Origin of the sequence: Altererythrobacter sp. BO-6 (assembly GCF_011047315.1) — a bacterium.
In the GTDB taxonomy this organism is placed as follows: domain Bacteria; phylum Pseudomonadota; class Alphaproteobacteria; order Sphingomonadales; family Sphingomonadaceae; genus Erythrobacter.
The window spans coordinates 1,987,380-2,013,097 of the sequence record NZ_CP049259.1 but is presented as its reverse complement, the minus strand read 5'-3'; the positions used below and the strand labels follow the sequence as shown (position 1 = coordinate 2,013,097).

Below are 25,718 nucleotides of genomic sequence, written 5' to 3'. Positions count from 1 at the left end.
AAATCCTCATAATCATCTAATTGGGGGACTGTACCAGCGGGAACAAGGGGTGGAGCCCCCATTCGTTGTTCTCGAACCCGAACACGTTTCCGCGCACCAGCGACCAGCGGACCGGAGCGCCCAGCGGGATGAAGACCTCTGCCGAAACCAGTTCGCGGTGGGCCTGCGCCAGCACTTGCAGCTTTTCAGTTGCGCCTTGCTGGCGGTTGGCACGTTCGACCAGCTCATCCGCCTCGGGCGAGCACAGACCCAGTTTGAGCCGGCAATTGAACTGGTTGAGGTACCACAGCGGATAGCCATAGCGTGCAAGCCGATCATACAGTTCCAGGTCCGCCGCATCGCCCAGACCAACCGGCCTTGCCGTCACGCCGATCAGGCCAAGATCACCCGAAATCTGGGCAAACAGCGCGTCCGCTCCGGGCCCCTTGGGCATGGCAATCCGAACCACGGCATCCCGCCCTTGCGCGCGTTCCCAGGCTGTCACCCGCTGGCGTGCAATGTCGCGGCGGTCCTGAAGCGAGAGGTCTTCCCAGCGCTGCTGCTGCGGCCCGGCGTCGCCAAGCCCGCCAAGTGGCACGATCCAGGTTGAGGATTGCCAACCGCCGATATTGAGCGGCTGCATCAAGCCCGCACGGTCGATCGCCATCGACAAGGCCTCGCGCCGCTGCGGATCGCCCAGCAGCCCATTCTCGTTGCGGAAGACCAGCCCGAACAAGCCGTTGACCCCGTCCAGCCGGATGGTCCCACGGGTAAGCGGCCCGGTATCCGCCAGCGGGATACTGGCGATCCCGCCGTTCAGAACCAGATCGACTTCGCCGGAGGAAAAAGCCTCTACCGCTTGCTGAGCGGGAAGCGAGCGAACCATCAGCGGCCGCACAAACTCCCGCCAGTCTTCCCGGGCAGGCAAGCCGCGCCGCTCGGGCGGCAGGGCCTCAAGGGTTACGACGCCTTCTGCTCCGTCGGATACGATCCGCATCGGTCCTTCGCCGAGACTGCCCCGCATGATGCCCATTTCAGGTTGGGCGAGCAGCCTGAGGAAATCGGGCATCGGGCCCTTGAGGCGAATTTCGATCACTCGCCCGGTCATCGCCCTGATCTCGTCGATCTGCTCAAGGTCCAGTCCAAGCGAGGTGCCTTGGAGCCGGCGTACTAGCGACCGCAGCGAGTTGCGCACCTGTGTTGCGCTGACGGTTTCCCCGTCCGACCATTCGGAATTGCGCAGACGAAAGATGTAGCTTTGCCCGTCGTCGGTTACGATCCAGCGTTCCGCCAATGCCGGCACCACCTGGCCCGCTTCATCGAGCGCCACCAGACCTTCCGCGGTTGCAGCGCGCAAATGCTGGGCTGTCGGCGACAAACGCACGCCGCTCGCAGTCACTTCCGCAGGATCGCCGATAATCGCGACCTGGACCGGTCCGTCGGACCCGGAGGGGCTGCAGGCGGCCAGGACGCAAAGCAATAAAACCGAAATCAAGAATCGCATCGGATCAGCGATTAGCAGCTTGTTCGTTCAGGGTCAGCGCCGATCGGCCTTTCGGCGGCAAAATCATCGAGGCCGATATGCCGGCCCACTGTCGGTTATGGGTTCCCCAGTTCCGGCAACTCGTCATCGAAGGCCATGCCAAAGCGGGGATCCTGTACCCAAACGATGGTTCCGGATACCTCCCCGAAATCGGGCAGCGACACGACAAGCCTTGTGCCACTGGATACCGCCATGGGCGCTTCGCCCATGAGGCCGCGTGACGAAAGATTGCGCACCTTGATCCGGTGAATTGCCGGATCCTTGCCGATCTGCGCATCGGCCAGCTGGAACAGATTTTCGCGCTCGACGCTGCGTCGTTGCAAACCGGCCATGGCCCTTACCGCCCCTGCAATTGCAATTAACCATCGGCATACCGGAAACCCCGGCATTCTACCACGGCATTAACAATGCAATGCTAAGGAAGCTTTAACCGCAAAGCGGCGCCGTCCCCAGTCAATCAGTCGTCGCGCGAAATCTTTTCGCGCCGTTCATGCGCCTCTTGCGCTTCGACCGTCATGGTTGCCACCGGGCGGGCAATCAGCCGCCTGAGGCCGATCGGATCGCCAGTGACTTCGCAATAACCGTATTCACCGGCATCAATCCGGCGCAGCGCCGCGTCGATCTTGGAGATCAGCTTGCGCTGCCGGTCGCGAGTGCGCAACTCGATGCCCCAATCGGTTTCGCTGGAGGCGCGATCGTTGAGGTCCGGCTCGCGGATCGGTCCATCCTGCAAGGACTGCAGTGTCTGCCCTGCCGCCTGATGGATCGAGCGCTTCCATTCGAGCAACAGCATGCGGAAATAGTTCTGCTGCTTCTCGTTCATGTAAGGCTCGTCTTCGCTCGGCGTGTAATCCGGGCCCAAGATGCGTTTTGCCTTCGCCAGAATATCAATTTCTTCAGATGCCGCGGTGGCCATGTAGTCCTCTCAACCCAGTCAAACCCTGCCAGACCGTTCCATGCCCTGCTGCCCCGATGTTGCGGTGGCGAAGGGGGTGACCCTCTGCGCGCGCCTATAGGCTTGGGCCATTACACGCACAAGACGTTTCCCCCGCACACGTGATAAAGTCTGCGGATTAATCTCGCGCCAACCGGTCCGTTCTCCTGCGAAAGTGAAATCTTTGCGGCATCGTTAACCAATTATTGACCATGTTCTGGCGAATTCCCCTTAGGCGGACCGGCAAGGGGGCAGGGCCGCCAGAAACTGGGGGACCGGAATAATGGAACTGACGGGTATCGACGGAAGCGCGGCAACCGAACTCAAGCCGAGCGAGTGCAACAAGATTGTGGCGCAATGCCTGGCAGCCGCCGCGCAGGGGCAGATTGCCGCCTATTTCGACCTTGGCGTGGCATTTTCCACCGGAAGTCACGGGCTGGAATGCGACCTCGTCGAAGCGCACAAGTGGTTCAACCTTGCCGCTTCGAAGGGCCATGAGGAAGCGGCCTATTGCCGCGCCGATATTTCCGAGGAAATGACCGCGCGCGAAATCGCCGAAGCCCAACGCCAGGCCCGCGAGTGGCTGTCGAGCGAACGCCGGCAGGCCGCCTGATTACCCTTTCCGGAAAGGCGTCCGCCGGTCCAAATAGTTCTGGTCCTGCGCGACGCCCGCACGTTCGCGTTCCAGGAAATCGGACACAGCCTCGCGAAAGCCCGGATCGGCGATCCAATGGGCTGACCAGGTCTGGACCGGTTCATATCCGCGAGCGAGCTTATGCCCGCCTTGCGCGCCAGCCTCGACCCGTTTCAATCCGCGTTCGATGGCAAAATCGATCGCCTGATAATAGCACAGCTCGAAATGCAGGAAGCGCTTGTCGACGCTGCACCCCCAGTAGCGGCCATAGAGCGCTTCATCGCCGATGAAATTGAGCGCTCCGGCAATCGGGTGCCCCTCCACCAGCGCCAGAATCATCACGATCCGGTCTGACATCCGCTCGCCCAGCAGCGTGAAGGCCTCACGCGTCAGATAGGGCCGGCCCCATTTTCGCGCACCGGTGTCTTGGTAGAAAATCCAGAACGCATCCCAATGTTCGGGCCGGATGGCATCGCCTGACAGGCGCACGATCTCGACGCCAGCCTGCGCCGCGGCGCGTTCCTTGCGCAGCGTGCGCCGTTTGCGCGAGGCCAGCTCTCCGAGAAAATCGTCGAAATTCTCGTATCCGCGGTTCTCCCAGTGAAACTGGATATCGCTGCGCATCAGCCAACCGGCATCTTCGAACAGCTCCAGTTGCTGCGGTTCGATAAAGGTCGCGTGGGCGGAGGAAAGCCCGCTTTTCAGGCAGACCGTCTCTGCCGCCTTGAGCAGGTGCGGCGCAAGGCTTTCATCGCGCAGCAACAGCCGCGGGCCGTTGGCGGGTGTGAACGGCGCGGCGATCTGCAGCTTGGGATAATATTGCCCACCGGCGCGGTGCCAGGCATCGGCCCAGGCATGGTCAAACACATATTCGCCCTGACTGTGCCCCTTGGCATAACTCGGCATCGCCGCAAGCAAGGCGCCCGATGCATCTGTGATCACGATCGGCACTGGGTCCCAGCCGGTGCCCTCGCCCACGCTGCCCGAGTCCTCCAGCGCGGTGAGGAATTCATGGGCAACGAAAGGATTGCGATTCCCGCCCAGCGCATTCCATTCGCCGGCATCGAACGCGCCGACCGAGGGCGCGATCCTGACGGTGAGCTCCTGATCGCTCATGCCAGCCCCGCCCCCTCAGCGATAAGTGCATCGGCATTCTGCAAAGCGCGGGCGCGGGTTTCGGGCGAATTGACCGTCCAGGTCAGGATCGGCAGCCCCTTGGCGCGCAAGCCCGCCACCCAGCGGCTAGGCAGCGCGGCAATATGGTAGGCGAGGAAATCGGGCTTCGCGATCCAAAGCGCCAGCCGCCGCTGCCACGCCTTCTGGGTATAGCCATGTTCGTCTTCGCGCATGACCAGCCCTGCGCAGGTCTGCGGCGAGTGGTGGCGAAACCAGCGTGCCACGCGCGGGTCGAAGCTCATCACGGCGTGAGGGCCGGAGTAATCATGCAAACAGTCGGCAACTATTCGGCACGTGCATTCGACGTCATAGCCGCGCTTCGACTTGATTTCGATCAGCAACGGCACCCGGCCATCAACCAATGTAAGCAAATCGATCAGCGGAGCCGGTGCCTCTTCGCTATCGAGATAACGCAATTCGCGCAGTTCCACTGCGGTGCGGCCTTCGGTCAGGCCTTCGTTGCCCGTCAGCCGCAACAGATCCCAATCGTGGAACACCATCGGCCATTCATCACGGCTGCGCTGGATATCGCATTCGATCCCCATACCGCGTTCGATCGCCAGCCGCGCGCCGGCCAGCGAATTTTCCGGCACGCCCCCAAACTCACCGGCGCCATGTAGCCCGCGGTGGGCGTATTCCCACTGCGTCAGCCAGTCCGGAACAAGCCGGTCACGCACCCTTGATCGCGACCACCGCATCGACTTCGACCGCCACGCCGCGCGGTAGCGAAGGCACGCCCACCGCGGCGCGGGCATGCTTGCCGGCATCGCCGAACACATCGAGCATCAGGTCGGAGGCGCCATTGACCACCTCGGGCTGGTCGGTGAAGTCGGGCGTCGAATTGACGAAACCGCCAAGCTTCACAATCCGCTCCACCCGGTCGAGCGAGCCGAGCGCGGCCTTGAGCTGAGCCAGGATCATGAGCCCGCATCCCCGCGCCGCCTTGATCCCGTCTTCCAGCGAAACGTCTTCGCCCAGCCGCCCTTTCAGCAGCTCGCCGTCCACAAGCGAGACCTGGCCCGAAACAAAGGCAAGGTCGCCATGGATCACGACCGGGACATAGCTCGCCACCGGCGCGGCCGCCTGCGGCAGAGTTATCCCCAATTCCTCAAGGCGTGTTTCGATACTCATCGCGGTTCCCTTTCCAGTTCTTCGAGCAGCCAGGGCAAGGCCTCGGCCCATTGGTCTATACGGGCATGGGCGTGGCCCGCCTCATGCGCACAATCGATATGCGGTGCGATCATCGGTTCGCCGCACAGATGCAGGCGGCTGACGTTCGGTACGGTTTCCGCGGCAGACTGGTGGTGCTGCGGCAGATCGTCGATGAAGATCGCCTTGCTTGGTGCATACTCTTCCAGGATGGCTTTCAACGCCGGGCCTTTGGGCCCCTGGTTCGTATAGACCCGCGCATGCACCCCGTGTTCGGCCAATTGCCGTGTGCGCCGTTCCTGCCGCTCGTCATTGAGGTTGGTCAGGATCACGACATCGGCATTTTCGGCCAGCCGGTTGATCCCTTCAACCGCGCCTGCGATCGGCAGCTGGCGATGCATCTGGCTGTCGAAAAAGCCGCCAAGGAAACGCCAGATATCCGCCTGCTCCAGCGGTTCGCCGGTCTTTTCCCAGCGCATCGCCGTGGCAAAATTGTTGCCCTTCAGCTCGAAGCGGACACCCTCGCTCTCTTCAAGCCATTCCTTGAAATGCGCGACCATATGCAGCAGCACTTCATCGCAATCGCTGATCACCAGCGGGCGGCTCATCGTGCCAGCTCCCGCGCGGCGCTGACCAGTTCTTCCGGCGCCACCGCCAAGGCTTCCGCGCAACGCAGCAGGTCGGGCTCGTGGTTGGCGAGGAATTCCATCACGGCGGCAAGCACCGCCGGATCGCCCAACCCGGCTCGCAGATTGTCGGGGTCAAGGCCTGTCAACGACAGCAAGCGCTGCGCGCGATCCGTATCTTCCAGCAGCCAACCAAGCGCTGAAAGAGCCAGGACCTGAGGCTCGTCTGCCGCGCGGCCGGGGGCATGATTGGGGGATGAACTTCGCATTCGAATTGTCAGCAGCCTTTCCGCTCGACTATCTGGGGTACAAGACATGGGAGTGCCAGAGGGCAGTGGCAAAGAGAATCCTGGTTGTCGAGGATAACGACCTAAACCGGAAATTGTTCTGCGACGTGCTGAAGGCCAACGGTTTCGAAGTGGAACCGGTGGGTGATGGCAGAGTCGCGCTCGACGCCGCGCGCCAGCTCTCGCCCGACCTGATCATCATGGATATCCAGCTGCCCGAGGTATCCGGCATCGACCTGATCGAACAGGCCAAGCGCGACCTGCAATTGCAGGCGATACCCGTGCTGGCCGTGACCGCCTATGCCGCCAAGGGCGATGAAGAGCGGATCAGGGAAGCCGGTGCGGCCGGTTATCTGGCCAAACCGATCTCGATCATGCCCTTCATGAATGCTGTCAGGGAACTGTTGCCCGATTGAACTGGAGCGTTCAGCTTCGCCCCGCTATGAGCGACGGTGCTTGACAAGCGGGCCCAACAACCGCTTTTCCGCCGCAACCGCGTGGCAGCCGCCGCGCATGAGTCACACGAGAAGGTTTTGCCCGCATGGACCGCGCCGAAGTCGACACCACAATCCGCTCGCTGATCGAGCCGTTCAACAAGAAGGGCGTCGAGATCACCGATGCGACGACCTTCGCCAATGACCTCGAGTTCGACAGCCTGACGGTGATGGATTTCGTCGCCGAGATCGAAGACGCGTTCGACATCATCATCAGCATGAACCAGCAGGCCGAGATCGAGAATTTCGGGCAGCTGATCGATGCGGTGACCAAGCTGCAGGCCGACTGATGGATCAGGCCATGGCCAGCGGAGACCTGTTCTCGAAGTTCGACGAGCTCATCGCGATGCGCGAAGGCTTGCTCGCAGGCGGGCGGGAGGATCCCTTCAGCCTGGTGATGGAAAAGGTGCTGAGCCCGACGCAGGCGATCTGCAACGGGCGCGACACCATCCTGCTTGGCACCTACAATTACATGGGCATGACTTTCGACGACGATGTGATCGCCGCCGGAAAGCAGGCCTATGATGAATTCGGTGCAGGCACCACTGGCAGCCGGGTGCTCAACGGCACGTTCTTCCATCACCGCGACGTAGAAGACGCGCTCAAGGAATTCTACGCCATGGACCATGCCATGGTGTTTTCGACCGGGTACCAGGCGAACCTCGGCATCATCAGCACCATTGCCGGCAAGGGCGATTACATCGTGCTCGACATCGATAGCCACGCCAGCATCTGGGATGGTTGCGCGATGGGCAATGCCGAAGTCGTGCCGTTCAAGCACAATGACATAGAAGCGATGGAAAAGCGCCTTCGCCGCATTCCTGAAGGCGCCGGCAGGCTGGTGGTGCTGGAAGGCGTCTATTCGATGCTCGGCGATATCGCGCCGCTCGCCGAAATGGTCGCGGTCGCCAAGAAATACGGCGCCATGGTGCTGGTCGATGAAGCGCATTCGATGGGCTTCATTGGCGAACACGGCCGCGGCGTGTGCGAAGCGGCCGGCTGCATCGACGATGTCGATTTCATCATCGGCACGTTCTCCAAAAGCGTAGGCACGGTCGGCGGTTTTTGCGTCTCGAACCACCCCAAGTTCGAAGTGATGCGGCTGGTCTGCCGCCCCTATGTCTTCACCGCGGCGCTGCCGCCTGCAGTAATGGCATCAAGTGCCGCCTCGATCCGCAAGCTCATGCACAATGGCAACAAGCGGGCGCACCTGTGGGAGAATTCGCGCACGCTGCATGCGGGGCTGCGCGCGCTCGGGTTCGAGCTCGGCACCGACGAGCCGCAAAGCGCGATCATCGCGGTGGTCATGCCCGATCTGGAGCGGGGCGCGGCGATGTGGGAAGCGCTGCTCAAGGAAGGACTTTACGTTAATCTGGCGCGCCCGCCGGCAACGCCTGCCAATATGACGCTGCTGCGCTGCTCGCTCTGCGCCGAGCATTCGTCCGAACAAGTGCAGACGATCCTCGGTATGTTCGAACGCGCGGGGAAAGCGGTGGGGATCATTTGATCAGCTGCGCTTGGCCGCGCTTCAATTGATCGAAATTACCCCGTCGACCGCGCGCCATTCCTGCGGGCCGATCAGCTGCTTGTGCGCCACCCGCACCGAATGCAGCACTGCATCGATCTCGCGCCGCCAGAATTCCAGGAACTTGCCCAGTTCGGGGAATTTCGGCGCCAAATCATATTGCTGCATCACGAACAGCTGCAGCAGGCTGACATGGTCGGGCATGTAATAGTGGATCTCGACGGTGGTCAGGCCATAACCGTCCAGTTGGCGAATGAACCCCGGATCGCTCATCAAACTCCTCCCCAAAGACCCCAGGTGAAGAAAGCTCGATGGCAGAATTTATGTCTATCGCATTTCGGTCAAGTTACCCGCGCGGGTTTTTCCGCAATTTGAAAGTGTTGGGCGGCCGGCACCTCTCCCTGCCGGCCGCACCTGGAAGCATCAGGCGCTTTGAGCGGCCATGCTCCCTTCGTCCTGTTCACCGCGCATAACCTTGTTTTCCGGAAAGATCGGCCACAGCAATTGCTGGCCCAGCGTCGCCGGTGCAAGGTTCTCCACCCCATAGCTTTGCGGGAAGGTGCGGGTGATCTTCGCCGTGCCGAACAGCACGTCCCAGAAGAACAGCAGATTACCATAATTGCCCTTGTAGTGGACCGCCGGGTCGTCGGCATGGCGGCCGTGGTGGGCGTGGTGCGTGGCGGGCGTCGAGATCGTGCGTTCGACCAGCCACATCAGCGGCGAAAGCCACTTGATCCGGTAGAGCGGCTTGTCCCAGGCAACGTCCGAATGCGCGCCGATGATCACCGCCATCTTCACCACCAGGTAAAAAGCATAAACCCAGCCGAGCCCCAAATAGAGCAGCGCGCCCGACAGCCACAGGCTGGGCATCATCGCATAGTAGATCACGTTGTTCCGGTAGACGAGCCGCACGCTCATATACTGCGCGTTGTGATGCGCGCGGTGGAGGTTGTAGAGCCATGAAAAGCTGTGGCTGGCGCGGTGCCACCAATATTGCGTCATGTCGTCCAGCACGAGGAACAGTGCGATCGCAGCGAACACGTTGATGCCGGCCAGCGCGCCTTCGAGCCCGGGTGCGGCCCAGCCCATCAGGGCAGCCGATCCGAAAACGATCGCGGGCTGCGTCACCGCGAGCAGCATGATCATGCTGATGCTTTCGACAATCCCGTCATCGCGGGTCTGCTCATCCTTGGAGAAGAGGTTCGATTGCCACAGCTCCAGCAAGGCGAAGCCGAAATAGATGGCCAGAATGGCGATGGTGTATCCGGGCATGATCCTCTCCTTTGACGCGAGATGGAATAGCCGATAAATCCGCATTAAAATGTCAGATATTTTACATTCTTCGAGCCGGTCGCTTAGGGCGCCGATGCTCTTCTCGACGCTGCCGGAAGAACAGCGGGCAGCGCTGGTAGCAGCTGCCCCGGCCCGGCCCTTTGCCGAAGGGGCGATCATCCAGCAGCGCGGCGAGGAGGCGGGCGGGTTCTACCTGATCGAGCGCGGCTCGGTCGCGGTAGGACAGTTCCTTTCCAGCGGCGAGTTCCGCAGCATCGCGCTGCTCGGCCCCGGCGATTCCTGGGGTGAACTGGCGATGTTCGCCCAGCGGCCCCGCGTGGTCGATGCCCTTGCCCGCGCGCCCAGCGTGGTGAGGTTCATTCCCACAGCCACTTTCGACCGCGTGCTGGCGGGCAACCCGCAGGTGATGCGCGAGCTGCTGGGGGCGCTGTCGAGCCAGCTGCAAGAAGTGCTCGACGTGATGGCCGGGATCCGTCGCGGCTCGGCCCGGCCGCGCGTGGCCGCGATCCTTGCCACGCTTACCCACGATGCGAGCATGATCGCGAACATTGCGATTACGCAGCAGGAACTGGCTGAGCTGCTCGGCCTGACTCGCGCGACGGTCAACAGCGTGCTCAGCGAGCTGGAAGGCGCCGGGATAATCGCGCGCGGCTATGGCACAATCCGCGTGCTCGACCGCGCGGCGCTGGACGAACGCGCGCTGGATGGCTGAAAGCGCTTAGCTCGCCAGCGCAACCGACTGTTCGATCGCCGCATTTGCGCATGGGTCATTGGCGTCTTCACTGTCCCCGCCGAATTGGGTGATCGCAACGATCCCGGCCACAACCAGCAACACGAAGGCCGTGGTTGCAAGGCCCAGGTACTTGTCGATGAAGGCCTTGATCGGCGCGCCGAATACCTTGAACAGCACGCCCACCGTGAAGAAGATCATGCCCCGCCCGGCAAGGCTTGCCAGTGTAAATGTGACGAGGTTCATGCCGATGAAACCGGCGGTGATGGTGAGCAGCTTGAACGGGATCGGCGTGGCCCCGGCGATGACGATCGCCTCCCAGTCATATTCCTTGAGATAACACGCCGCCTGCGGGAAGCTTTCGGTCAATCCCAGCAGCCCGAGCAGCCACGCGCCGACGAGGTCATACAGGCCCCAACCGATGAAATAGCCGAACAGCCCGCCCGCGACCGACGCCAGCGTGGCGATAATGCCGAAGCGCAGCGCCTTTTGCGGTTCGGCCAGGCACATCAGGCCCAGCAGCGGATGCGGCGGGATCGGGAAAAAGCTCGCTTCGACAAAGCAGAAGAACGCCAGCCAGCCCTGCGCATGCGGATGCGCCGCCTTGTCCATCGTCCAGTTATAGAGCCCGCGCAGCGGTTTCATGATCATGGAGGAAGCGATCCTAATGCGGTTTTGCGGCAATTACGGCAGCAGCGATGGCGAGGCAAGATTGACCATCTCGGCCGTGCTACCGGTGCTCCGCAGCCATGGTCTGCTAGGCAATTTTGCCTTATACCTCGGCAACTTCATGATAATCGGACGTTGTAACGTGCAGCATCAACGACAGAGCGATTGCGATGCAAGAATGCTGCTTAAATGCAACACTTTGGCTTTAAAGCCCGCTTGCTTCGGCACCTTTGAGGCGATAGAAGCGATACCAACCTAAATGCAGTTTGTAAGCAAAGGGGAATATAAAAATGCGCAGACTAGTCATGGGGATGGCGCTTGCGTCGACCGCGCTCGCCACGCCCGCACTTGCCCGCGACGGCCAATGGTACATTGGCGTTGATGGCGGTGCGATGATCGTTGAAGACGCATCGGACAATGACGCCGGTGTAACCGTTAGTCACGACGAAGGATACGATTTCGGCGGCGTGGTTGGCTATGATTTCGGGGCATTCCGTCTCGAAACCGAAGCTGCCTACAAGAAGGCCACGCTCGACACGATCGAAGTGGGCTCGGCAGTTCTCGAGGGCGATGGGTCAGGCAGTATCCTTAGCTTCATGCTGAACGGCCTTCTTGACTTTGGACCAGACGACGGATTGCAGGGCTTCGTCGGCGCCGGTATCGGCGTGGCACGCACAGATCTGCAGGGCACCCGCCGTACTGGTGGCCCGGATCTCTACAATGATTCGGATACCGGCCTTGCATGGCAGGCACTGGCTGGCATCCGTGCCCCGCTCAGTGGCAATTGGGACGTTGGCCTGAAGTATCGCTACTTCAACGCCACCGACGTTGGCATTGTCGACGCCGGCGGAAATTCGATCAATACGGACGTTTCGACGCACTCGATCCTGGGTTCGTTGATTTACAACTTCGGCGCCCAGGCCGCCCCGCCGCCGCCTCCGCCGCCCCCGCCGCCTCCGCCGCCTCCGCCGCCGCCCCCGCCGCCTCCGCCGCCTCCGCCGCCGGCGCCGGTCTGCAACACGGGCCCGTACATCGTCTTCTTCAACTGGGACGAATCGGACATCACGCCTGAGGCAGCAACGGTTCTCGATAACGCGGTCACCGCTTATGCGGATTGCGGCACGGCAAGCGTCATGCTGGCCGGTCACACCGACCGTTCGGGCACCGCGACATACAACATGGGTCTGGCAGGCCGCCGTAACGCATCGGTTCGCGAATATCTGACCGGTCGGGGCATCCCCGATGGCCGGATCAGCAGCGAAGCCTTCGGTGAAACGCAAAACCGCGTTCCGACCGAAGACGGCGTGCGCGAACTGCAGAACCGCCGCGTCGAGGTGACTTACGGTCCGGGCTCGGGCATGTAATCATCCGATCGTTCGGATAGAAAAATGAAGAGGGGCCGGAGCAATCCGGCCCCTTTTTCGTTAGTGCAGGGAAAGCTACTGGCGGAGAATTGAAATGCACTATCGCTCGCTCATCACGCTCACCCTGGCATCCGCGATCTCGGCTGGTTGCGTCACGACCGGTGGACCAGGCTTGGAAGAAGTCGCCTCAGGGGCGCTGATCAAATCGGATGGCGCGACGGCAGGCACCGCCCGCCTCGTCCGCGCGGACAATAGCCTGTCTCTAGAAATTCAGGGACAAGGGTTTGAAGCGGGCGAGCGAGCGCTGCATCTCCACCAAACCGGCACATGCGAAGGGCCCGCCTTTACATCGGCTGGCGGTCACTTGAATCCCTTTGGCAAAACGCACGGCCACCTGAGCCCGGATGGCAAGCACCTGGGCGACCTGCCAAATCTCCAAATTCCATCAAGCGGGCAGTTCGATGTTACCGTTCAAGTCAGCGAAGACGCTGCCGCCGTCTTGCCAAAGATCTTTGACACGGACGGAACCGCCGTGATGATCCATGCCGGGCCGGACGATTATCGCACCGACCCGACCGGCGCGGCCGGTGCGCGCATCGCCTGTGCGGTGCTTGCGTCCTGATTCGAAAGCGCCGCGCTTGGCCTAATCGACTCCCAGGCCAGGCTCTCCCGCCGCCTTGGCGCGCGCCAGAAGTGTCTCGCTCGCCTTGGGCACCAGTTTGATCGCCAAGGCGAGCAACACCAGTCCGACCGGCGTGATCCAGAGGGTCGACAGTACACCGCGTGACAGATCCCCGTCATGCTGGGCAGAGACATAACCGGCAAGGTAAGGCCCCAGCGCCAGACCGACGAGCGTGGTCGCGAGGAAGAACGTCGCCGTGGCTGTGCCGCGCATCCGCGGCAGTACCAGCGCCTGGCTGCTGGCCGCCGCCGCACCCAGCGCCGATGCCGCCAACGCGCCCACGACAACATTCAGGATCAGGAAGAGCGCGAAGCTCTCCGTCGTGTACTGCACGATGGCAAACGGGATCGGCGACAGCAGACCGAACATGATTACCCATATCCGCCCGGCGGCAAAGCGCGTGAAGAGGTAATCCGCCATCCGCCCGCCCAGGATAACCCCCAGGAAACCGCCAGCCGCACCGCCGCCGCCAAGCCAGAAGCCCAGTTCGGCCTTGCTCACATCGAACACGCGTTCCGCGTAGGGCGCACCCCAATAGGACGCGGCATAGGCCATGAAGGCGACAGTGCCATACCCAAGGATCGTGCACAGGAAGGCAGGCGATCCCCAGGTCAGGGCAAAGGTCGGGTAGTCCCGCTGGCGCAGCGCGCTGGCCCAGCAAAACACCGCGTAATAGCCGATCGCCAGCAGCAGCCACTGGTCGGTGATCTGCGGCACGATCAGGCCCCGGCCAGAATCCAGCACCTCGGTCAATCCAAAGGCGACGGACATGGCCAAGATAAACACAGCGATGTTGATGAGCAGCGCAACCCCGCCGCGAGCGGCTGCTCCAAGGAAGGTGAAGGGCGGTATGACGGTATAGAGTTCCCGCACAAATCCGCGGAAGGGTTCCGGGTCTTCAGGGCTTGCCAATCCGTCAATCGCTCCGCGCACGGGTTCGCGCAAAGTCATCACCCATAGAGCGAGCAGGAGGCCGGGCACGCCGACAGCAATGAATGCTGCCTGCCAGCCGGCAAACCCGAACCATGGGTCGCCATTCGGAAATGCCGCATTCCAGCGATCGACGATCACGCCGCCGATCGCGAGCGACACACCCCCGCCGATGTAGAGGCCTGAGCTGTAGATCGCCAGGGCCGTCGCCCGCAGTCGGGCGGGGAACCAGTCAGAGATCAGTGAGTAGGCCGAGGGGCTGGCCGTCGCCTCGCCGACGCCCACCCCGATCCGGGCAACGGTCAGCGTCGCAGCGTCTCTGGCGAAGCCCGACACGGCAGTCATCGCCGACCACAGTGTCAGGCCAAGCGTCATCAATCGCACGCGCTTCCAGCTGTCAGCCAGTTTGCCCAGCGGGATGCCGAACAGCGCATAAAAGATCGCAAAGGCGGTCCCGTAGAGGAAGCCGAGATAGGCATCATCGACGCCCAGGTCCGCCTTGATATCATTCGCAAGGATCGAAAGAATCTGGCGATCGATGAAGTTCAATACATAGATCAACACCAGCACACTCAACGCATACCAGCTGTATGCTGGAACACTGTCGCTCGGCGTTGCCGGCACCGCAGGATCGGTGTCTTGCTCGGTCATCAATCTCTCCCGGGAAAGGCTTTCGCCTTAAGCTGCGTAACAGGTGCTATCCTCAACGCCCGACTCGGCAAACCCCTTTTTTCGCAATCGGCAGGAATCGCACATCCCGCAGGCCATACCTTCGCTGGTGGGGTCATAGCACGACCAACTCCAGCCGGGATCGAGCCCCAAACGGTCGCATTCCCTGGCGATGTCAGCCTTTGTCATGTGCTGGAGCGGTGCATGGATCTGAAACGGCAGACCTTCCACCCCCGCCTTTGTACCCAGCCGGGCGGTTTCGGCAAAACTGGCAATGAATTCAGGGCGGCAATCGGGATAGCCCGAATAGTCGAGCGCGTTCACGCCGATGAAGATATCGCGTGACCCGACCGCTTCAGCAGCGGCAACGGTCAGCGAAAGGAAAACGAGATTGCGCGCAGGAACGTAAGTGACCGGTATGGTATCATCCACCCCGGTCTTGGGGACCTCGATATCGTCTGTCAGGGCAGATCCGCCAAATGCACGCAGATCGAGCGCCAATTCGATATGCCGCTCCGCCCCCAGTTGCTTGGCGATGGAACGCGCCGCCTGAAGCTCGCGCCGGTGACGCTGGCCATAATCGATCGACAAGGCATGAAGCCGGAAACCCTGCTCGCGCGCGATTGCTGCGGAAACCATCGAGTCCAGCCCGCCCGAAAGCAGGACCAGGGCTATCGGCTGGTGTTCGGAACTATCTTTGTGCATCCGCCCGGCTTAGCGTCTCGCGTGCCCGATGCAATCGGAACCGTTCCCGCGGTTAACCAGCCTGTTACTGGCAGGTGCCGGTGCGGCGCGCTTCGGCCTGGAACTGGAACGGCAGCCCCTCGGCGATCCCCTGGCTTTCGATCTGGACCAATGAAGACGTTTCCCGGCGGACATTGGTCCGGCCATAGCCGTTGCCACGGCAAGTGTACTGCACTGTGACTTCGCTGGCTGCATCATCGACAACAAAGCGGCTGCAATTGCGATCGTCGTGGCGCAGCTGGATCAGCTCGTCACCCTTGCGCAGGCAAATCTTGCGGTCAGGCGAACCATCGCGGTAGCGCACGGTCCACTCGCCCTTGGCAAGTCCATCCAGCATCGCCAGCGCCCCGGTTTGGGCCTGCCCAGGCGCAGCCAGCACAAGACCGGCCGCAGCAATCGCTGCAACCAAGCTTGTCATGCCTGCCAAAAACCTGTTCATCATGTCCGATCCACTGTGCGCTTTCGCATTTACATGCGGTGAATTAGCACCGCTGCGATAAACCGTTTCTGAACAGCGACGAACCGCTTCAAAGGTCGATAACGAACTCTTTCGAGCAAAAGGCGCAATCGACCACGATCTCGCCGTTGGCATTGCGCATCGCATTGCGCTCGTCTTCGGGAAAGCGGGAAAGCACGCTGTTGTAATGCGCGACATCGCAACGGCATCCCTTGCTGAGGCAAGCGCCCGGCTCGACCCGCACTTCGTCTTCTTCGTGGAACAGCCGCCAGACGATCGCCTCCATCGACAGGCCCGGATCGACCAATTCCTGATGGCTTAGCGATCCGGCCATCACCGCGACATGTTCCCAGTCAGGATGGTCAAGCCGCACATGCAGCCGTTCGCGCCCTTCCTCGCCTTGCGGCAGGTGCTGCAGCAGCAGCCCACCGGCAATGCAGCTGGAGCCCTGGGCCAGAATTCCGACCTTGAGCAATGTCGGGATCTGTTCGGACTGGAAGAAATATTGTTCGCAGGCTTCGGCCAGCGAAGCGCCCTCGAGCGGCACAATTCCCTGATAGCGTCGCCCCTGCCCGGTTTCGAAAGTGATCGCGAGATAGCCTTTCCCGAATAGCGCCGAAAGCGACGGATTGGTGCCGAGACTGCCCAATTGCTGGTCGTCGAAATCGGCATAGCCGCGCATCTGGCCGGAACGGTAATCGCACACCATCAGCCTGATCGGCCCGCCTTCGGTCTGCGCCTGCATCGTGAGCTGGGCGTGCTCTTCCTTGAGCAAGCCGCCCATCAGCGCGGTCAGCACCAAGGCTTCGGCCAGCAGGTGTTTGACCGGCGCGGGGTAGTCATGTGCGCTGAGGATATCGTCAAGCGAACGATCGAGCCGTACCACCCGTCCTCGCGCATCGCGCGACGGGACGCTGAAACCGAGCAGCTGCTCCGTGAAGATTTCCGATGTGTCCGTCATCCGCGGCTATATGGTGGCTTGAGCCGGGAAATTAAGGGCTGCTCGCCGTTCAGCCGTCACAACTGGCCAAAGCACCAGCGCAGGACCGACTTCTGCGCATGGATGCGGTTCTCGGCTTCGTCGAAGACGACAGACTGGCTTCCTTCGAACACTTCGTCGGAGACCTCCTCGCCCACGTGAGCCGGCAGGCAATGCAGGAAGATCGCGTCTGCCTTCGCCTTGGCCATCAGCGCCGAATTGACCTGATAGGGCGCCATGGCAGCCAGTTTTTCCTCGGCATGCGCCTGGCCCATCGAAATCCACGTGTCCGTAACGACCACATCGGCGCCTTCGGCAGCGGCTGCCGCATCATGGGTCAGGGTGACTTTGGCCCCGCCCGATCTCGCCATGTCAACGAATTCCCGATCCGGCTCATAGCCTGCAGGGGTGGCCACCCGCACGTTGAACTTCATCAGGCCGGCAGCCTCAAGGATCGAGTGCAGCACGTTGTTGCCGTCGCCGAACCAGGCGACTTCCAGGCCCGGCAGCGGTTTGCCATGCTCGATGATGGTGAGGAGGTCAGCCACGATCTGGCAGGGATGAGAACGATCGGTCAGGCCGTTGATCACCGGAACGCTGGCATGGCGCGCCATTTCCTCGATCTTGGCATGATCGTCCGTCCGCAGCATGATCGCGTCGACCATCCGGCTCAAGACACGGGCCGTATCGGCAATCGTCTCGCCCCGCCCCAGCTGGCTCGAAGCGGAATCCAGGATCAGCGTCGAACCGCCCAACTGGCGCATCGCGATGTCGAAGCTGACGCGGGTGCGGGTCGAATTCTTCTCGAACACCATGCCCAGCACGTGATCCGCGAGCGGCCGGTCGGCATCGGGTCTGCCCTTGGGCCAACCTTCACGCGCCGCTTTCCGGTCAATCGCATCGCCCAGCATGGCGGCAATCGCATCGCCGCCTGCATCGCCTAGATCGAGGAAATGGCGCGGCTGGGCCATTACTGCTCTGGCGAGAAGCTCGCCGCCCCGGCCGATAGTTTCTCGAAGAACTCGTCGATCTCGGCATCGCCGATCACCAGCGGCGGCAAGACGCGAATCGTGTTGTCGCCCGCGGCCACGGTCAGCAATTGATGATTGTCGCGCAGGTGAACGAAGAAGGGACGGCTCTCGACCTTCATCTTGATGCCCAGCATCAACCCCTTGCCGCGCACCAGTTCGAACAGCTCCGGATAATTGCCGATGAACTGTTCCAGGCGGCTGCGCAGGCGCTCGCCCTTTTCGCGGACGGAGCTGAGGAATTCTTCGTTCGCGACCGCTTCCATGACCGCGCTGCCCGCTGCCATCGCCAGCGGATTGCCGCCATAGGTCGAGCCATGCGTGCCGAACACCATGCCGCGCGCGGCCTTTTCCGTGGCCAGGCACGCACCCAGCGGGAAGCCGCCGCCGATACCCTTCGCGGTGGCAAGGATATCTGGCTCGATTCCGTATTGCTCATAGGCATAGAGCGTGCCCGTGCGCGCAACCCCGCACTGCACCTCATCCAGCACTAGCATCAAATCGTGCTGGTTGGCGAGTTCGCGCAGGCCCTTCATGAAGGCATCGCTGGCCGGGCGAATGCCGCCTTCGCCCTGGATCGGTTCGACCAGGAAGCCGGCGGTGTGCGGCCCCATCAGCGCTTTCGCGCTCTCCAGATCGTCGAACTCGGCATATTTGAACCCGGCGAGCAGCGGTGAAAAACCGTGGTGCATCTTTTCCTGATTCGACGCGCTGATTGTAGCCATCGTCCGGCCATGGAACGCGTTCTTGAAGGTGATCAGTTCGAACTTCGTCGTATCGCCTTCATGCTGGTGATAGGCGCGCGCCGTCTTGATCGCGCATTCGACCGCCTCGGCACCGGAATTGGTAAAGAAGACGGTGTCGGCAAAGGTGTTGTCGACCAGTGCCTGTGCCAGCTTTTCACCCTGCGGGCTGCCGTAGAGGTTCGAAACATGCATCAGCGTTGCCGCCTGCTGCTGGATCGCTGAAATCAGCCCTTCATGGCTGTGGCCCAGCAGGTTCACTGCGATCCCGCTGGCGAAATCGAGATAGCGCGTGCCATCCTCATCGATGAGGTGGCAGTGCTCGCCGCGCACCGGCCGCACGCCGCAACGGGGATAAACGGGCATCAGGGGAGTGATCGACATCGCGGAACCTCAAGCAAATTCAAATCAGGCAAATGAGAAATGGCGGCCCCGCAGGACCGCCATTTCCACGTCGTGTAAAGCCTCATCAGCGGCCGGTCAAATGGCCGCGCAAGGCAGCTGATCAACCCTGGACGGGAACGAGGTTGACCGCCGAGTGCTTGCCTCGTCGATCGACTTCGATGTCGAATTCGTAACGTTCGCCTTCATTCAGGCTGGAGAGGCCCGACCGCTCGACCGCGCTGATATGAACGAATGCATCCGGCTGGCCATCGTCACGTACGAGGAAGCCGAAACCCTTCATCGAATTGAAGAACTTGACTGTCCCGGTCGCCTTCTCACCGGTAAGCTCGCGCTGCGGCGCAGCAGGACGCTTTTCGACCGCGATCACGTCGCCCACAACCTGCAGGTCCTGCGCCGACACCTTGCCGCCGCGATCCACTAGGTTGAACTCAAGCTCTTGCCCCTCTGCCAGGCCTTCCAGCCCGGCCCGTTCGACCGCGCTGATATGAACGAAGATATCTTCGCCGCCCGAATCCTGCTGGATGAAGCCAAAACCCTTCTGGCTATTGAAGAATTTGACCGTGCCCTTACCGGTGCCGATCACCTGGGCCGGCATGCGGTTGAAACCGCCGCCACCGCCGCCACCACCGGGCCCACGGCCACCACCACCCGGACCGCGACCACCGCCGCCGAACCGGTCGCCGCCGCCCGGGCCGCGATCATCTCCAAACCCGCGGCCACCGCCGCCAAAACGATCCTGCTGTCCGAAATTGTCGCGCGGGGGGAAGCTGTCACCGCCGCCGAATGGATCGAAGCCGTCCTCGCCGAATCCGTCGCGCTTGTCCCGGCCGCGGCGGCGCCCTCTGTCGTAACCCATAACCTAATTCGTACCTTGTCTCTCCGCCCTGAAACACCCACGCCAATGCTGCGGACGGAAAGCAGCATTTTGCGCAGCAGGCATCGCAGCTGATTTGCCGGAACCCCACCTCTACTCCTGCAACATAGCGGACAAAGCCTTGCGAGGCGAATGATTTAACGCGCCCTGCTCGTTTGGCGCAAAAATGTGACATTTTCGCATTGCGATTGTTGCCGGGAATGCTTGCCCCAGCCAAGGGTTTTGGGCGAAACCACCGTGCGAGTCGCGCCGGCCGCGAGACAGGAGAGATATCATGACCGATTTTCGCGAGCTTTCGCCAACCATGCTGGCCAGTCCGCAGATCCAGCTGGACGATATAGCTGAGGCAGCGAACGCGGGGGTAACTCTGGTCATCAACAACCGGCCCGATGGGGAAGCCCCAGAGGAACCGCAGGGCGCCGAAATCGAAGCGGCCGTGCGCGCGGCCGGAATGGATTATCTCGCCATCCCTATCGGCCATTCCGGCTTCAGCGAACCGCAAGTGGCGGCGATGCAGGCGGCGCTTTCCAGCACTGACGGGAAGGTGCTCGGCTATTGCCGCAGTGGCACGCGTTCAACCTTGCTCTGGTCGCTGGCGCAAGCGCGCGCCGGTCATAATCCTGACGAAATCGCCGCGGCAGCGCGCAACGCTGGCTATGACGTATCGCCGGTCCGACCGGCGATGGACATGCTGGCTGCGCAAGCCAAGGGCTGAACGGCGAAGCTACTTGCGGTAGTCGAGCGGTGGCGGGCGATCGCCCAACAGCGAGCGGTACTGGTAGCCAGGACCGCGCGACTGGTCGAATTCCGCCCGGGCCGCAGCCCGCAATTCGGGATTGGTGAACAGCTCCGCCGCCATCAGCGCCATCGCTTTCGCCGCGACTTGCGCCCCCTTGTGCCCGATCGAATGGCCACTGGCTGCCACCGCCTGCCAGCTGTGTGCGCTGGTGCCTGGCACCCATGTCGCGGTGCGCACACCAACGGTCGGCGTCGCCCATGAGACATCGCCGACGTCGGTCGAACCATATCCCAGGCTCTTGCTGTAAGGCTGGATTTCAGCAGCGCTTTCGAGCGCTTTTGCTGCGTCGCCCAGCGACTTCTGGATTTCCGCTGCCCAGACCCGCTCTTCCGCTGAATAGGCCACGCCGCCGACCTGCCGAAGCTTGGCATCCATCACCATGGCCAGCGTTTCGTTCACGAGCAACGGGTTGTTGCCGTGGATCACTTCCCAATCGACCTTGGTGCCGGTGCCTAGCGCCGCGCCGCGCGCCGCATCTTCAAGTCGCGCCCAGATATCCTCTACGCCCTTCGGGTCTGGATGGCGCACATAATAGAACACCTCGGCAAAGTCCGGGACGACATTGGGTGCGTTCCCGCCCGACGTGATCACATAATGCATGCGCGCCTGCTGCGGCATATGCTCATGCATCATATTGGCCATCATGTTCATGGCCTCGACCCCGTCAAGGGCCGAGCGCCCGCGTTCTGGAGCACCGGCGGCATGGGCCGAGACCCCGTGGAAGCGGAACTTGGCGGAGCGATTGGCGAGGCTGGTGCGCGCCGCAGCGCTGTTTTCATCGTCGGCATGCCAATGGATCGCGATATCCACGTCATCGAACAGGCCCGCGCGGGTCATGTAGACCTTGCCCGAGCCACCTTCTTCGGCAGGCGTGCCGTAAAGCCGGATGCGGCCTGGTGTGCCGGTTGCCTCCAGCCAGTTCTTGACTGCAATCGCCGCCGTCAAGGAGCCCGCACCGAACAGATTGTGCCCGCAGGCATGCCCCGCGCCCTTGCCATCGACCGGATCGCGCGTGGCCGAAGCCGACTGGTTGATTCCGGGCAGCGCGTCATATTCGGCCAGGATCGCAATCACCGGCCCACCCTTGCCCCATTCGGCCACAAAGGCGGTGGGGATATCGGCTATGCCCGCTTCGATCCGGAAGCCTTCCCCGGCAAGCTCTTCCATCATCAGCCCGCTCGAACGCTGTTCAAGGTAGCCAAGTTCGGCCCAATCCCACAGCTGCTGCGCCACCCGGGCGGTGCGGTCCTTCTGCGCGGCCACCTCTGCAGCCGGGTCAGGCACCTGCGCGGCGAGCGGGGCGGCGATCAGTGTGGCGATAGCAAGAATGCTGGCAAATCTGGTCATGCAGTGGTCCTCTCTCTTGCCTGACTGCTTGCCGCAAAGCACCGCCCGTGCCAATCGGCATTTCGATGAATCTGCCGCCAGAAATCCTCCAGTTTGTCGGCTCGCTGCTGGCTATTCTGCTGCTCGCCTGGCTGGCGCATGCCTTGCGCCTGGGGGGCAAGCCAGCCTTGGACAGCGAAGCCGCCATCCGCAGGGCTGCCGACGAAGCGGTCGACGGCTATGAGCCCACCGCCTGGTCGGTCGACATGAGCGGCAAGTCCGCGATTATGTGCGACGCAAATGGTCGGCTGTTGTTGCTGAGACAGCATGGCAACAAGTTGGCAGGTCGAATTCTGGGGCCTGACGCAACCGCAAGAATTGCGCCGAGCACGCTCCGAATCGATAGCGGCGAACGTCGCTTTGGCAGCGTTGAGCTCAAGCTGGATGATGCTCAGGCTTGGGCAGAAGCGGTGAATGCATTAGGATCGCATAGCAATGCCTGATTTCTCACCTGTCGACTATGCCGTACCGGGCTTTGTGGCGCTCGTCCTGATCGAGATGATCTGGGCGTGGCGCAAACGGCCATACGCCTATGAGCCGCGCGACACGCTGACCAGCCTGCTGTTCGGCCTTGGCAGCACCGTATCCAGCCTGCTCTTCGGCGGCTTCTTTTTCGTGCTGTTCCTGGGGGTATGGCAGTTCCGCCTATTCGACATCGGATGGGCGTGGTGGGCCTGGCCGCTATGTTTCGTGCTCGATGATCTCAAATACTACTGGGTTCACCGGGCCGGGCATCGCATCCGCTGGATGTGGGCTGCGCATGTGAACCATCATTCGAGCCAGCACTACAATCTTTCGACTGCGCTGCGGCAAACGTGGACCGGGCCGTTCACGTTCGGCTTCCTGTTCGCGCTGCCGCTGGTGCTGCTCGGCTTCCACCCGGCGATGATCGCGATTTGCGGCGGGTTCAACCTGATTTACCAGTTCTGGATCCACACTGAGGCGATCGGACGCATGCCGCGCTGGTTCGAAGCGGTGATGAACACGCCCAGCCACCACCGCGTGCACCACGCCACCAATCCGCGCTATCTCGACCGCAACTATGCTGGCGTTTTCATCGTATGGGACAAGATGTTCGGCACGTTCGAGCCGGAGAGCGATGAGGAGCCAATCCGCTACGGCATCATCAAGCAGCTGGGCAGCTTCAACCTGCTGTGGGCGGTGTTCCACGAATGGATCGGGATGATCCAGGATATCTGGCGCGCGCCGTGGGGCAGCAAGCTGGGCTATCTGCTGCGCGAGCCGGGCTGGACTCATGACGACAGCCGCGACACGTCCGACACGATCCGCGCGCGCTGGCTGGAACGGCAAGGGCATAATCCTGCGCATAAAAACTCAGTGGTCAATCAAAACCCGATTGCCGGGCAAAGCGAGCCTGCCTAACACTCTCCGCCAAGAGGAGAGATGATGGACAGCTTCGATTATATCGTGATTGGCGCGGGCAGCGCCGGCAGCGCTGCAACCGCCCGATTGGCCGAAGACGGCCGTAACACGGTGTGCCTGCTCGAAGCGGGTGGCAACAATACGCATATCTTCACGCGCACGCCCGGCCTGCTGGCGATGATGCCCAAGGCCAGCAATTGGGCCTTCGATACCGAGCCGATGGAGAGCCTCGGCGGCAGGATCGGTTACCAGCCGCGCGGTCGCGGGTTGGGCGGGACCAGCGCGATCAACGGCATGGTCTATATTCGCGGAAATCCCTGGGATTATGACAATTGGGCCGCGATGGGCTGCACCGGCTGGGCGTGGGAGGATGTGCTGCCCGTCTTCAAACGGCAGGAAGGCAATCAGCGCGGCGGGGACGCATGGCATGGCGGTAATGGCCCGCTGACCGTGAGCGAGCAAATCAGCCCCAGCCCGGTTGCGCAGGCCTTTGTCGAGGCGGCCGAGCAGTTGCAGATCCCGCACAATGACGATTTCAACGGGCCGCGCCAGGAAGGCTTCGGCCTTTACCAGGTGACCCAACAGAATGGCGAGCGCTGGTCATCTGCCCGCGCCTTCCTCGATCCGCTGCAAGGCAGGCCGAACCTCGACATCCGCACCGGCGTGGTCATCGAACGGATATTGATCGAGGATGGCCGGGCGACGGGCGTGATGGTGCGCCGCGGCAGCAAGCGCGAAACGATCACGGCACGATCGGGCGTGATTCTCAGCGCAGGGGCCTTCGGATCGCCGCAGATCTTGATGCTGTCAGGCATTGGCCCGGGCGCAGAACTGTCGCGGCACGGAATTGACGTGCTGCTGGACCGGGGCGCAGTTGGCGAAAACCTGCAGGACCATTGCGACTTCCTGACCAGTTATGAGCTCAACGACCTCGGCCTGTTTGGCGGTTCGCTGCGCGGCATCTGGGCAGTTGCGAAGGCTTTCGTCGAACATCGTCGCCATCGTACCGGCATGCTGACCACCAATTTCGCGGAGAGTGGCGGCTTCGTCACGATCGACCCTGAGGCGCCCTGCCCCGACGTGCAATATCATTTCATCCGCGCCATCATCCAGAACCACGGGCGCGACAAGCTGAGGGAACACGGCTTCTCGCTCCACGTCTGCGTGCTGCGGCCAGAGAGCAAGGGCTGGGTGCGGCTGAAGAGCGCCGATCCGACTGATGCGCCCGCGATCAACCCCAATTTCCTGTCCGATCCGCGCGACATGGAGTTGCTCAAGAAAGGCGCGCGACTGATGGCGCGCATTGCCGATACGCCACCGCTGTCGACGCTGGGCGCGCGTGACCGTAACCCGATCGATTATGAGGATGATGCCGCGCTGGAGCGTCGCATTCGAGAGGTATCCGATACTATCTATCACCCGGTCGGCACCTGCCGGATGGGCTGCGATGCCGACAGCGTAGTCGATCCGCAGCTGAAGCTGCGCGGGCTCGATGGGCTTTGGGTGGCCGATGCATCGATCATGCCCAAGATCGTCAGCGGCAATACCAACGCGCCGAGCATCATGATTGGCGAACGCTGCGGGGATTTCGTGCTCGCGGCAGCGCGCGGCTGAGGCTCAGGCGATCCGCTTCCACATCGTTGCCAGCGGTACTGGCACAGCGCCATTCTCGTCGAACCATTCGCTCTCGACCGCGTAACCGCAAGCTTCATAAAGCGGCTTGCCTGCCATGGTTGCCGCCATCTCCAGCTCGCTAAAGCCTTCGCGCCGCGCAGCCTCCTCGGCGGTGTCGAGGATCAAGCGCCCGATCCCTTTGCGCGTGTGTTCCGGGTGGGTGTACATCGCGCGGATTCGCGCGCTTTCGGTTGCGGGATCGAGCAGGCGCGGATTGCGCCCGGCCGAATGATTACCGCCATAAAGCGTCGCGCGGCGCGACCACCCGCCGCACCCGACCAGCACCCCATCCTCTTCGACGCAGAAATAGGTGCCGTCTTCGATCAGCTGCAGGTCCAGCCCCATCGCGACATGCGATGCGGCGATCTGTTCAGGGGTTAGGAAACCCTGCTGCAATTCGGCGATGGCGCGATCCATCAGCGCCTTGATCGAAGGCGCATCATCCGAGGTGGCTATGCGAATCTCGAGCATGCCAAGGCTCCAAGCAAAAAGGGGCGACCCGCCACCCGCCTCCGCATTCTAGCGTAGAATTTGGCGAGGCAGAACAGAATGCGTGCTTACC

At 62.1% G+C, this 25,718-nt stretch carries 31 protein-coding genes; 11 read left to right on the top strand and 20 right to left on the bottom strand.

Annotation, left to right across the window (positions count from 1 at the left end):
* Nucleotides 1-16: 16 nt before the first annotated feature.
* From G6N82_RS09900 to dksA, 3 genes are all read right to left on the bottom strand, one after another.
* Entirely contained in the window at nt 17-1,483 is a 1,467-nt protein-coding gene (locus G6N82_RS09900) for an ABC transporter substrate-binding protein (protein WP_165196050.1), read from the bottom strand.
* A gap of 95 nt (nt 1,484-1,578) precedes the next feature.
* Complete coding sequence (locus G6N82_RS09895; protein ID WP_165196048.1) at nt 1,579-1,854, bottom strand: PilZ domain-containing protein; 276 nt, start codon at nt 1,852-1,854, stop codon at nt 1,579-1,581.
* Between the two features lie 125 nt (nt 1,855-1,979).
* Nucleotides 1,980-2,438, bottom strand: coding sequence for an RNA polymerase-binding protein DksA (gene dksA / locus G6N82_RS09890; RefSeq protein WP_165196046.1), 459 nt, complete (start codon nt 2,436-2,438; stop codon nt 1,980-1,982).
* Between the two features lie 301 nt (nt 2,439-2,739).
* Between dksA and G6N82_RS09885 the strand changes: the two genes are divergently transcribed.
* Nucleotides 2,740-3,069, top strand: a complete 330-nt coding sequence (locus G6N82_RS09885; RefSeq protein WP_165196044.1) for a sel1 repeat family protein — start codon at nt 2,740-2,742, stop codon at nt 3,067-3,069.
* On the opposite strand, the gene G6N82_RS09880 is transcribed toward G6N82_RS09885, so the two are convergent.
* Genes G6N82_RS09880 through G6N82_RS09860 form a run of 5 tightly spaced genes read right to left on the bottom strand, consistent with a single transcriptional unit; the run spans nt 3,070 to nt 6,310 of the window.
* A complete protein-coding gene (locus tag G6N82_RS09880; protein ID WP_165196042.1) occupies nt 3,070-4,206 on the bottom strand; it encodes a GNAT family N-acetyltransferase in 1,137 nt (378 codons plus the stop codon).
* Nucleotides 4,203-4,943 carry a glycerophosphodiester phosphodiesterase family protein gene (locus G6N82_RS09875; protein ID WP_165196040.1) on the bottom strand — a complete coding sequence of 247 codons (741 nt, stop codon included), beginning with the start codon at nt 4,941-4,943 and terminating at the stop codon, nt 4,203-4,205. Before G6N82_RS09875 ends, G6N82_RS09880 begins: the two co-directional genes overlap by 4 nt.
* The gene (locus G6N82_RS09870) at nt 4,936-5,397 is read right to left on the bottom strand and encodes a RidA family protein (protein ID WP_165196038.1); all 462 of its coding nucleotides are present in this window, start codon (nt 5,395-5,397) and stop codon (nt 4,936-4,938) included. Before G6N82_RS09870 ends, G6N82_RS09875 begins: the two co-directional genes overlap by 8 nt.
* Entirely contained in the window at nt 5,394-6,023 is a 630-nt protein-coding gene (locus tag G6N82_RS09865) for an HAD family hydrolase (protein ID WP_165196036.1), read from the bottom strand. The genes G6N82_RS09870 and G6N82_RS09865 overlap by 4 nt, the downstream gene beginning before the upstream one ends.
* Complete coding sequence (locus G6N82_RS09860) at nt 6,020-6,310, bottom strand: DUF3572 domain-containing protein (RefSeq protein ID WP_165196034.1); 291 nt, start codon at nt 6,308-6,310, stop codon at nt 6,020-6,022. Before G6N82_RS09860 ends, G6N82_RS09865 begins: the two co-directional genes overlap by 4 nt.
* Before the next feature lie 65 nt (nt 6,311-6,375).
* Here G6N82_RS09860 and G6N82_RS09855 point away from each other — a divergent pair, with 65 nt between their 5' ends.
* From G6N82_RS09855 to G6N82_RS09845, 3 genes are all read left to right on the top strand, one after another.
* Nucleotides 6,376-6,744, top strand: a complete 369-nt coding sequence (locus tag G6N82_RS09855; protein ID WP_165198145.1) for a response regulator — start codon at nt 6,376-6,378, stop codon at nt 6,742-6,744.
* A 125-nt stretch (nt 6,745-6,869) separates the two neighbouring features.
* Entirely contained in the window at nt 6,870-7,112 is a 243-nt protein-coding gene (locus G6N82_RS09850; protein WP_165196032.1) for an acyl carrier protein, read from the top strand.
* 11 nt (nt 7,113-7,123) lie between these two features.
* A complete protein-coding gene (locus tag G6N82_RS09845; protein WP_346773729.1) occupies nt 7,124-8,329 on the top strand; it encodes an aminotransferase class I/II-fold pyridoxal phosphate-dependent enzyme in 1,206 nt (401 codons plus the stop codon).
* Nucleotides 8,330-8,350: 21 nt separating this feature from the next.
* Here G6N82_RS09845 and G6N82_RS09840 read toward each other — a convergent pair whose 3' ends face one another.
* Nucleotides 8,351-8,620 carry an usg protein gene (locus G6N82_RS09840; RefSeq protein ID WP_165196028.1) on the bottom strand — a complete coding sequence of 90 codons (270 nt, stop codon included), beginning with the start codon at nt 8,618-8,620 and terminating at the stop codon, nt 8,351-8,353.
* A 150-nt stretch (nt 8,621-8,770) separates the two neighbouring features.
* Complete coding sequence (locus G6N82_RS09835) at nt 8,771-9,619, bottom strand: sterol desaturase family protein (protein ID WP_165196026.1); 849 nt, start codon at nt 9,617-9,619, stop codon at nt 8,771-8,773.
* A gap of 94 nt (nt 9,620-9,713) precedes the next feature.
* Here G6N82_RS09835 and G6N82_RS09830 point away from each other — a divergent pair, with 94 nt between their 5' ends.
* Complete coding sequence (locus G6N82_RS09830; protein ID WP_165196024.1) at nt 9,714-10,352, top strand: Crp/Fnr family transcriptional regulator; 639 nt, start codon at nt 9,714-9,716, stop codon at nt 10,350-10,352.
* 6 nt (nt 10,353-10,358) lie between these two features.
* Here G6N82_RS09830 and G6N82_RS09825 read toward each other — a convergent pair whose 3' ends face one another.
* Nucleotides 10,359-11,021, bottom strand: coding sequence for a DedA family protein (locus tag G6N82_RS09825; protein WP_165196022.1), 663 nt, complete (start codon nt 11,019-11,021; stop codon nt 10,359-10,361).
* Nucleotides 11,022-11,329: 308 nt separating this feature from the next.
* On the opposite strand from G6N82_RS09825, the gene G6N82_RS09820 reads away from it, so the two are divergent.
* Nucleotides 11,330-12,403: an OmpA family protein gene (locus G6N82_RS09820; RefSeq protein WP_165196020.1), complete on the top strand. Its 1,074-nt coding sequence runs from the start codon at nt 11,330-11,332 to the stop codon at nt 12,401-12,403.
* 94 nt (nt 12,404-12,497) lie between these two features.
* A complete protein-coding gene (locus tag G6N82_RS09815; protein ID WP_165196018.1) occupies nt 12,498-13,025 on the top strand; it encodes a superoxide dismutase family protein in 528 nt (175 codons plus the stop codon).
* Between the two features lie 21 nt (nt 13,026-13,046).
* Here G6N82_RS09815 and G6N82_RS09810 read toward each other — a convergent pair whose 3' ends face one another.
* The 7 genes from G6N82_RS09810 to G6N82_RS15185 form a co-directional block, all read right to left on the bottom strand.
* On the bottom strand, nt 13,047-14,666 hold the full coding sequence (locus G6N82_RS09810) for an MFS transporter (RefSeq protein WP_165196016.1): 1,620 nt from the start codon (nt 14,664-14,666) through the stop codon (nt 13,047-13,049).
* A gap of 27 nt (nt 14,667-14,693) precedes the next feature.
* Nucleotides 14,694-15,389 (bottom strand): 7-cyano-7-deazaguanine synthase QueC, encoded by a 696-nt coding sequence (gene queC, locus G6N82_RS09805; protein WP_165196014.1) that lies wholly within the window; start codon nt 15,387-15,389, stop codon nt 14,694-14,696.
* 64 nt (nt 15,390-15,453) lie between these two features.
* Nucleotides 15,454-15,846, bottom strand: coding sequence for a hypothetical protein (locus G6N82_RS09800; protein ID WP_165196012.1), 393 nt, complete (start codon nt 15,844-15,846; stop codon nt 15,454-15,456).
* A gap of 109 nt (nt 15,847-15,955) precedes the next feature.
* Nucleotides 15,956-16,846 carry an Hsp33 family molecular chaperone HslO gene (locus G6N82_RS09795; RefSeq protein ID WP_165196010.1) on the bottom strand — a complete coding sequence of 297 codons (891 nt, stop codon included), beginning with the start codon at nt 16,844-16,846 and terminating at the stop codon, nt 15,956-15,958.
* A 56-nt stretch (nt 16,847-16,902) separates the two neighbouring features.
* Entirely contained in the window at nt 16,903-17,835 is a 933-nt protein-coding gene (argF, locus tag G6N82_RS09790; RefSeq protein ID WP_165196008.1) for an ornithine carbamoyltransferase, read from the bottom strand.
* Nucleotides 17,835-19,019, bottom strand: a complete 1,185-nt coding sequence (locus tag G6N82_RS09785; RefSeq protein WP_165196006.1) for an aspartate aminotransferase family protein — start codon at nt 19,017-19,019, stop codon at nt 17,835-17,837. Before G6N82_RS09785 ends, argF begins: the two co-directional genes overlap by 1 nt.
* A gap of 121 nt (nt 19,020-19,140) precedes the next feature.
* The gene (locus tag G6N82_RS15185) at nt 19,141-19,896 is read right to left on the bottom strand and encodes a cold-shock protein (RefSeq protein WP_165196004.1); all 756 of its coding nucleotides are present in this window, start codon (nt 19,894-19,896) and stop codon (nt 19,141-19,143) included.
* A 292-nt stretch (nt 19,897-20,188) separates the two neighbouring features.
* Between G6N82_RS15185 and G6N82_RS09775 the strand changes: the two genes are divergently transcribed.
* Nucleotides 20,189-20,629, top strand: coding sequence for a TIGR01244 family sulfur transferase (locus G6N82_RS09775; RefSeq protein WP_165196002.1), 441 nt, complete (start codon nt 20,189-20,191; stop codon nt 20,627-20,629).
* 9 nt (nt 20,630-20,638) lie between these two features.
* On the opposite strand, the gene G6N82_RS09770 is transcribed toward G6N82_RS09775, so the two are convergent.
* Nucleotides 20,639-22,060, bottom strand: a complete 1,422-nt coding sequence (locus tag G6N82_RS09770; protein ID WP_165196000.1) for an amidohydrolase — start codon at nt 22,058-22,060, stop codon at nt 20,639-20,641.
* A gap of 47 nt (nt 22,061-22,107) precedes the next feature.
* On the opposite strand from G6N82_RS09770, the gene G6N82_RS09765 reads away from it, so the two are divergent.
* The 3 genes from G6N82_RS09765 to G6N82_RS09755 are packed head-to-tail and all read left to right on the top strand — an operon-like array spanning nt 22,108 to nt 25,096.
* Nucleotides 22,108-22,542: a hypothetical protein gene (locus tag G6N82_RS09765; protein ID WP_241255064.1), complete on the top strand. Its 435-nt coding sequence runs from the start codon at nt 22,108-22,110 to the stop codon at nt 22,540-22,542.
* Complete coding sequence (locus G6N82_RS09760) at nt 22,535-23,482, top strand: sterol desaturase family protein (RefSeq protein WP_165195998.1); 948 nt, start codon at nt 22,535-22,537, stop codon at nt 23,480-23,482. The genes G6N82_RS09765 and G6N82_RS09760 overlap by 8 nt, the downstream gene beginning before the upstream one ends.
* Nucleotides 23,483-23,506: 24 nt before the next feature.
* The gene (locus G6N82_RS09755; RefSeq protein WP_165195996.1) at nt 23,507-25,096 is read left to right on the top strand and encodes a GMC family oxidoreductase N-terminal domain-containing protein; all 1,590 of its coding nucleotides are present in this window, start codon (nt 23,507-23,509) and stop codon (nt 25,094-25,096) included.
* 3 nt (nt 25,097-25,099) lie between these two features.
* On the opposite strand, the gene G6N82_RS09750 is transcribed toward G6N82_RS09755, so the two are convergent.
* Nucleotides 25,100-25,627, bottom strand: coding sequence for a GNAT family N-acetyltransferase (locus G6N82_RS09750; RefSeq protein ID WP_165195994.1), 528 nt, complete (start codon nt 25,625-25,627; stop codon nt 25,100-25,102).
* Nucleotides 25,628-25,718: the final 91 nt, after the last annotated feature.

Excerpts from the sequence above, each read along its gene's own strand:
- G6N82_RS09900 (WP_165196050.1), bottom strand. The coding sequence starts at position 1,483 with ATGCGATTCTTGATTTCGGTTTTATTGCTTTGCGTCCTGGCCGCCTGC.
- G6N82_RS09895 (WP_165196048.1), bottom strand. The coding sequence starts at position 1,854 with ATGGCCGGTTTGCAACGACGCAGCGTCGAGCGCGAAAATCTGTTCCAG.
- dksA (WP_165196046.1), bottom strand. The coding sequence starts at position 2,438 with ATGGCCACCGCGGCATCTGAAGAAATTGATATTCTGGCGAAGGCAAAA.
- G6N82_RS09885 (WP_165196044.1), top strand. The coding sequence starts at position 2,740 with ATGGAACTGACGGGTATCGACGGAAGCGCGGCAACCGAACTCAAGCCG.
- G6N82_RS09880 (WP_165196042.1), bottom strand. The coding sequence starts at position 4,206 with ATGAGCGATCAGGAGCTCACCGTCAGGATCGCGCCCTCGGTCGGCGCG.
- G6N82_RS09870 (WP_165196038.1), bottom strand. The coding sequence starts at position 5,397 with ATGAGTATCGAAACACGCCTTGAGGAATTGGGGATAACTCTGCCGCAG.
- G6N82_RS09865 (WP_165196036.1), bottom strand. The coding sequence starts at position 6,023 with ATGAGCCGCCCGCTGGTGATCAGCGATTGCGATGAAGTGCTGCTGCAT.
- G6N82_RS09860 (WP_165196034.1), bottom strand. The coding sequence starts at position 6,310 with ATGCGAAGTTCATCCCCCAATCATGCCCCCGGCCGCGCGGCAGACGAG.
- G6N82_RS09850 (WP_165196032.1), top strand. The coding sequence starts at position 6,870 with ATGGACCGCGCCGAAGTCGACACCACAATCCGCTCGCTGATCGAGCCG.
- G6N82_RS09845 (WP_346773729.1), top strand. The coding sequence starts at position 7,124 with ATGGCCAGCGGAGACCTGTTCTCGAAGTTCGACGAGCTCATCGCGATG.
- G6N82_RS09840 (WP_165196028.1), bottom strand. The coding sequence starts at position 8,620 with ATGAGCGATCCGGGGTTCATTCGCCAACTGGACGGTTATGGCCTGACC.
- G6N82_RS09835 (WP_165196026.1), bottom strand. The coding sequence starts at position 9,619 with ATGCCCGGATACACCATCGCCATTCTGGCCATCTATTTCGGCTTCGCC.
- G6N82_RS09830 (WP_165196024.1), top strand. The coding sequence starts at position 9,714 with ATGCTCTTCTCGACGCTGCCGGAAGAACAGCGGGCAGCGCTGGTAGCA.
- G6N82_RS09825 (WP_165196022.1), bottom strand. The coding sequence starts at position 11,021 with ATGATCATGAAACCGCTGCGCGGGCTCTATAACTGGACGATGGACAAG.
- G6N82_RS09820 (WP_165196020.1), top strand. The coding sequence starts at position 11,330 with ATGCGCAGACTAGTCATGGGGATGGCGCTTGCGTCGACCGCGCTCGCC.
- G6N82_RS09815 (WP_165196018.1), top strand. The coding sequence starts at position 12,498 with ATGCACTATCGCTCGCTCATCACGCTCACCCTGGCATCCGCGATCTCG.
- G6N82_RS09810 (WP_165196016.1), bottom strand. The coding sequence starts at position 14,666 with ATGACCGAGCAAGACACCGATCCTGCGGTGCCGGCAACGCCGAGCGAC.
- queC (WP_165196014.1), bottom strand. The coding sequence starts at position 15,389 with ATGCACAAAGATAGTTCCGAACACCAGCCGATAGCCCTGGTCCTGCTT.
- G6N82_RS09800 (WP_165196012.1), bottom strand. The coding sequence starts at position 15,846 with ATGACAAGCTTGGTTGCAGCGATTGCTGCGGCCGGTCTTGTGCTGGCT.
- G6N82_RS09795 (WP_165196010.1), bottom strand. The coding sequence starts at position 16,846 with ATGACGGACACATCGGAAATCTTCACGGAGCAGCTGCTCGGTTTCAGC.
- argF (WP_165196008.1), bottom strand. The coding sequence starts at position 17,835 with ATGGCCCAGCCGCGCCATTTCCTCGATCTAGGCGATGCAGGCGGCGAT.
- G6N82_RS09785 (WP_165196006.1), bottom strand. The coding sequence starts at position 19,019 with ATGTCGATCACTCCCCTGATGCCCGTTTATCCCCGTTGCGGCGTGCGG.
- G6N82_RS15185 (WP_165196004.1), bottom strand. The coding sequence starts at position 19,896 with ATGGGTTACGACAGAGGGCGCCGCCGCGGCCGGGACAAGCGCGACGGA.
- G6N82_RS09775 (WP_165196002.1), top strand. The coding sequence starts at position 20,189 with ATGACCGATTTTCGCGAGCTTTCGCCAACCATGCTGGCCAGTCCGCAG.
- G6N82_RS09770 (WP_165196000.1), bottom strand. The coding sequence starts at position 22,060 with ATGACCAGATTTGCCAGCATTCTTGCTATCGCCACACTGATCGCCGCC.
- G6N82_RS09760 (WP_165195998.1), top strand. The coding sequence starts at position 22,535 with ATGCCTGATTTCTCACCTGTCGACTATGCCGTACCGGGCTTTGTGGCG.
- G6N82_RS09755 (WP_165195996.1), top strand. The coding sequence starts at position 23,507 with ATGGACAGCTTCGATTATATCGTGATTGGCGCGGGCAGCGCCGGCAGC.
- G6N82_RS09750 (WP_165195994.1), bottom strand. The coding sequence starts at position 25,627 with ATGCTCGAGATTCGCATAGCCACCTCGGATGATGCGCCTTCGATCAAG.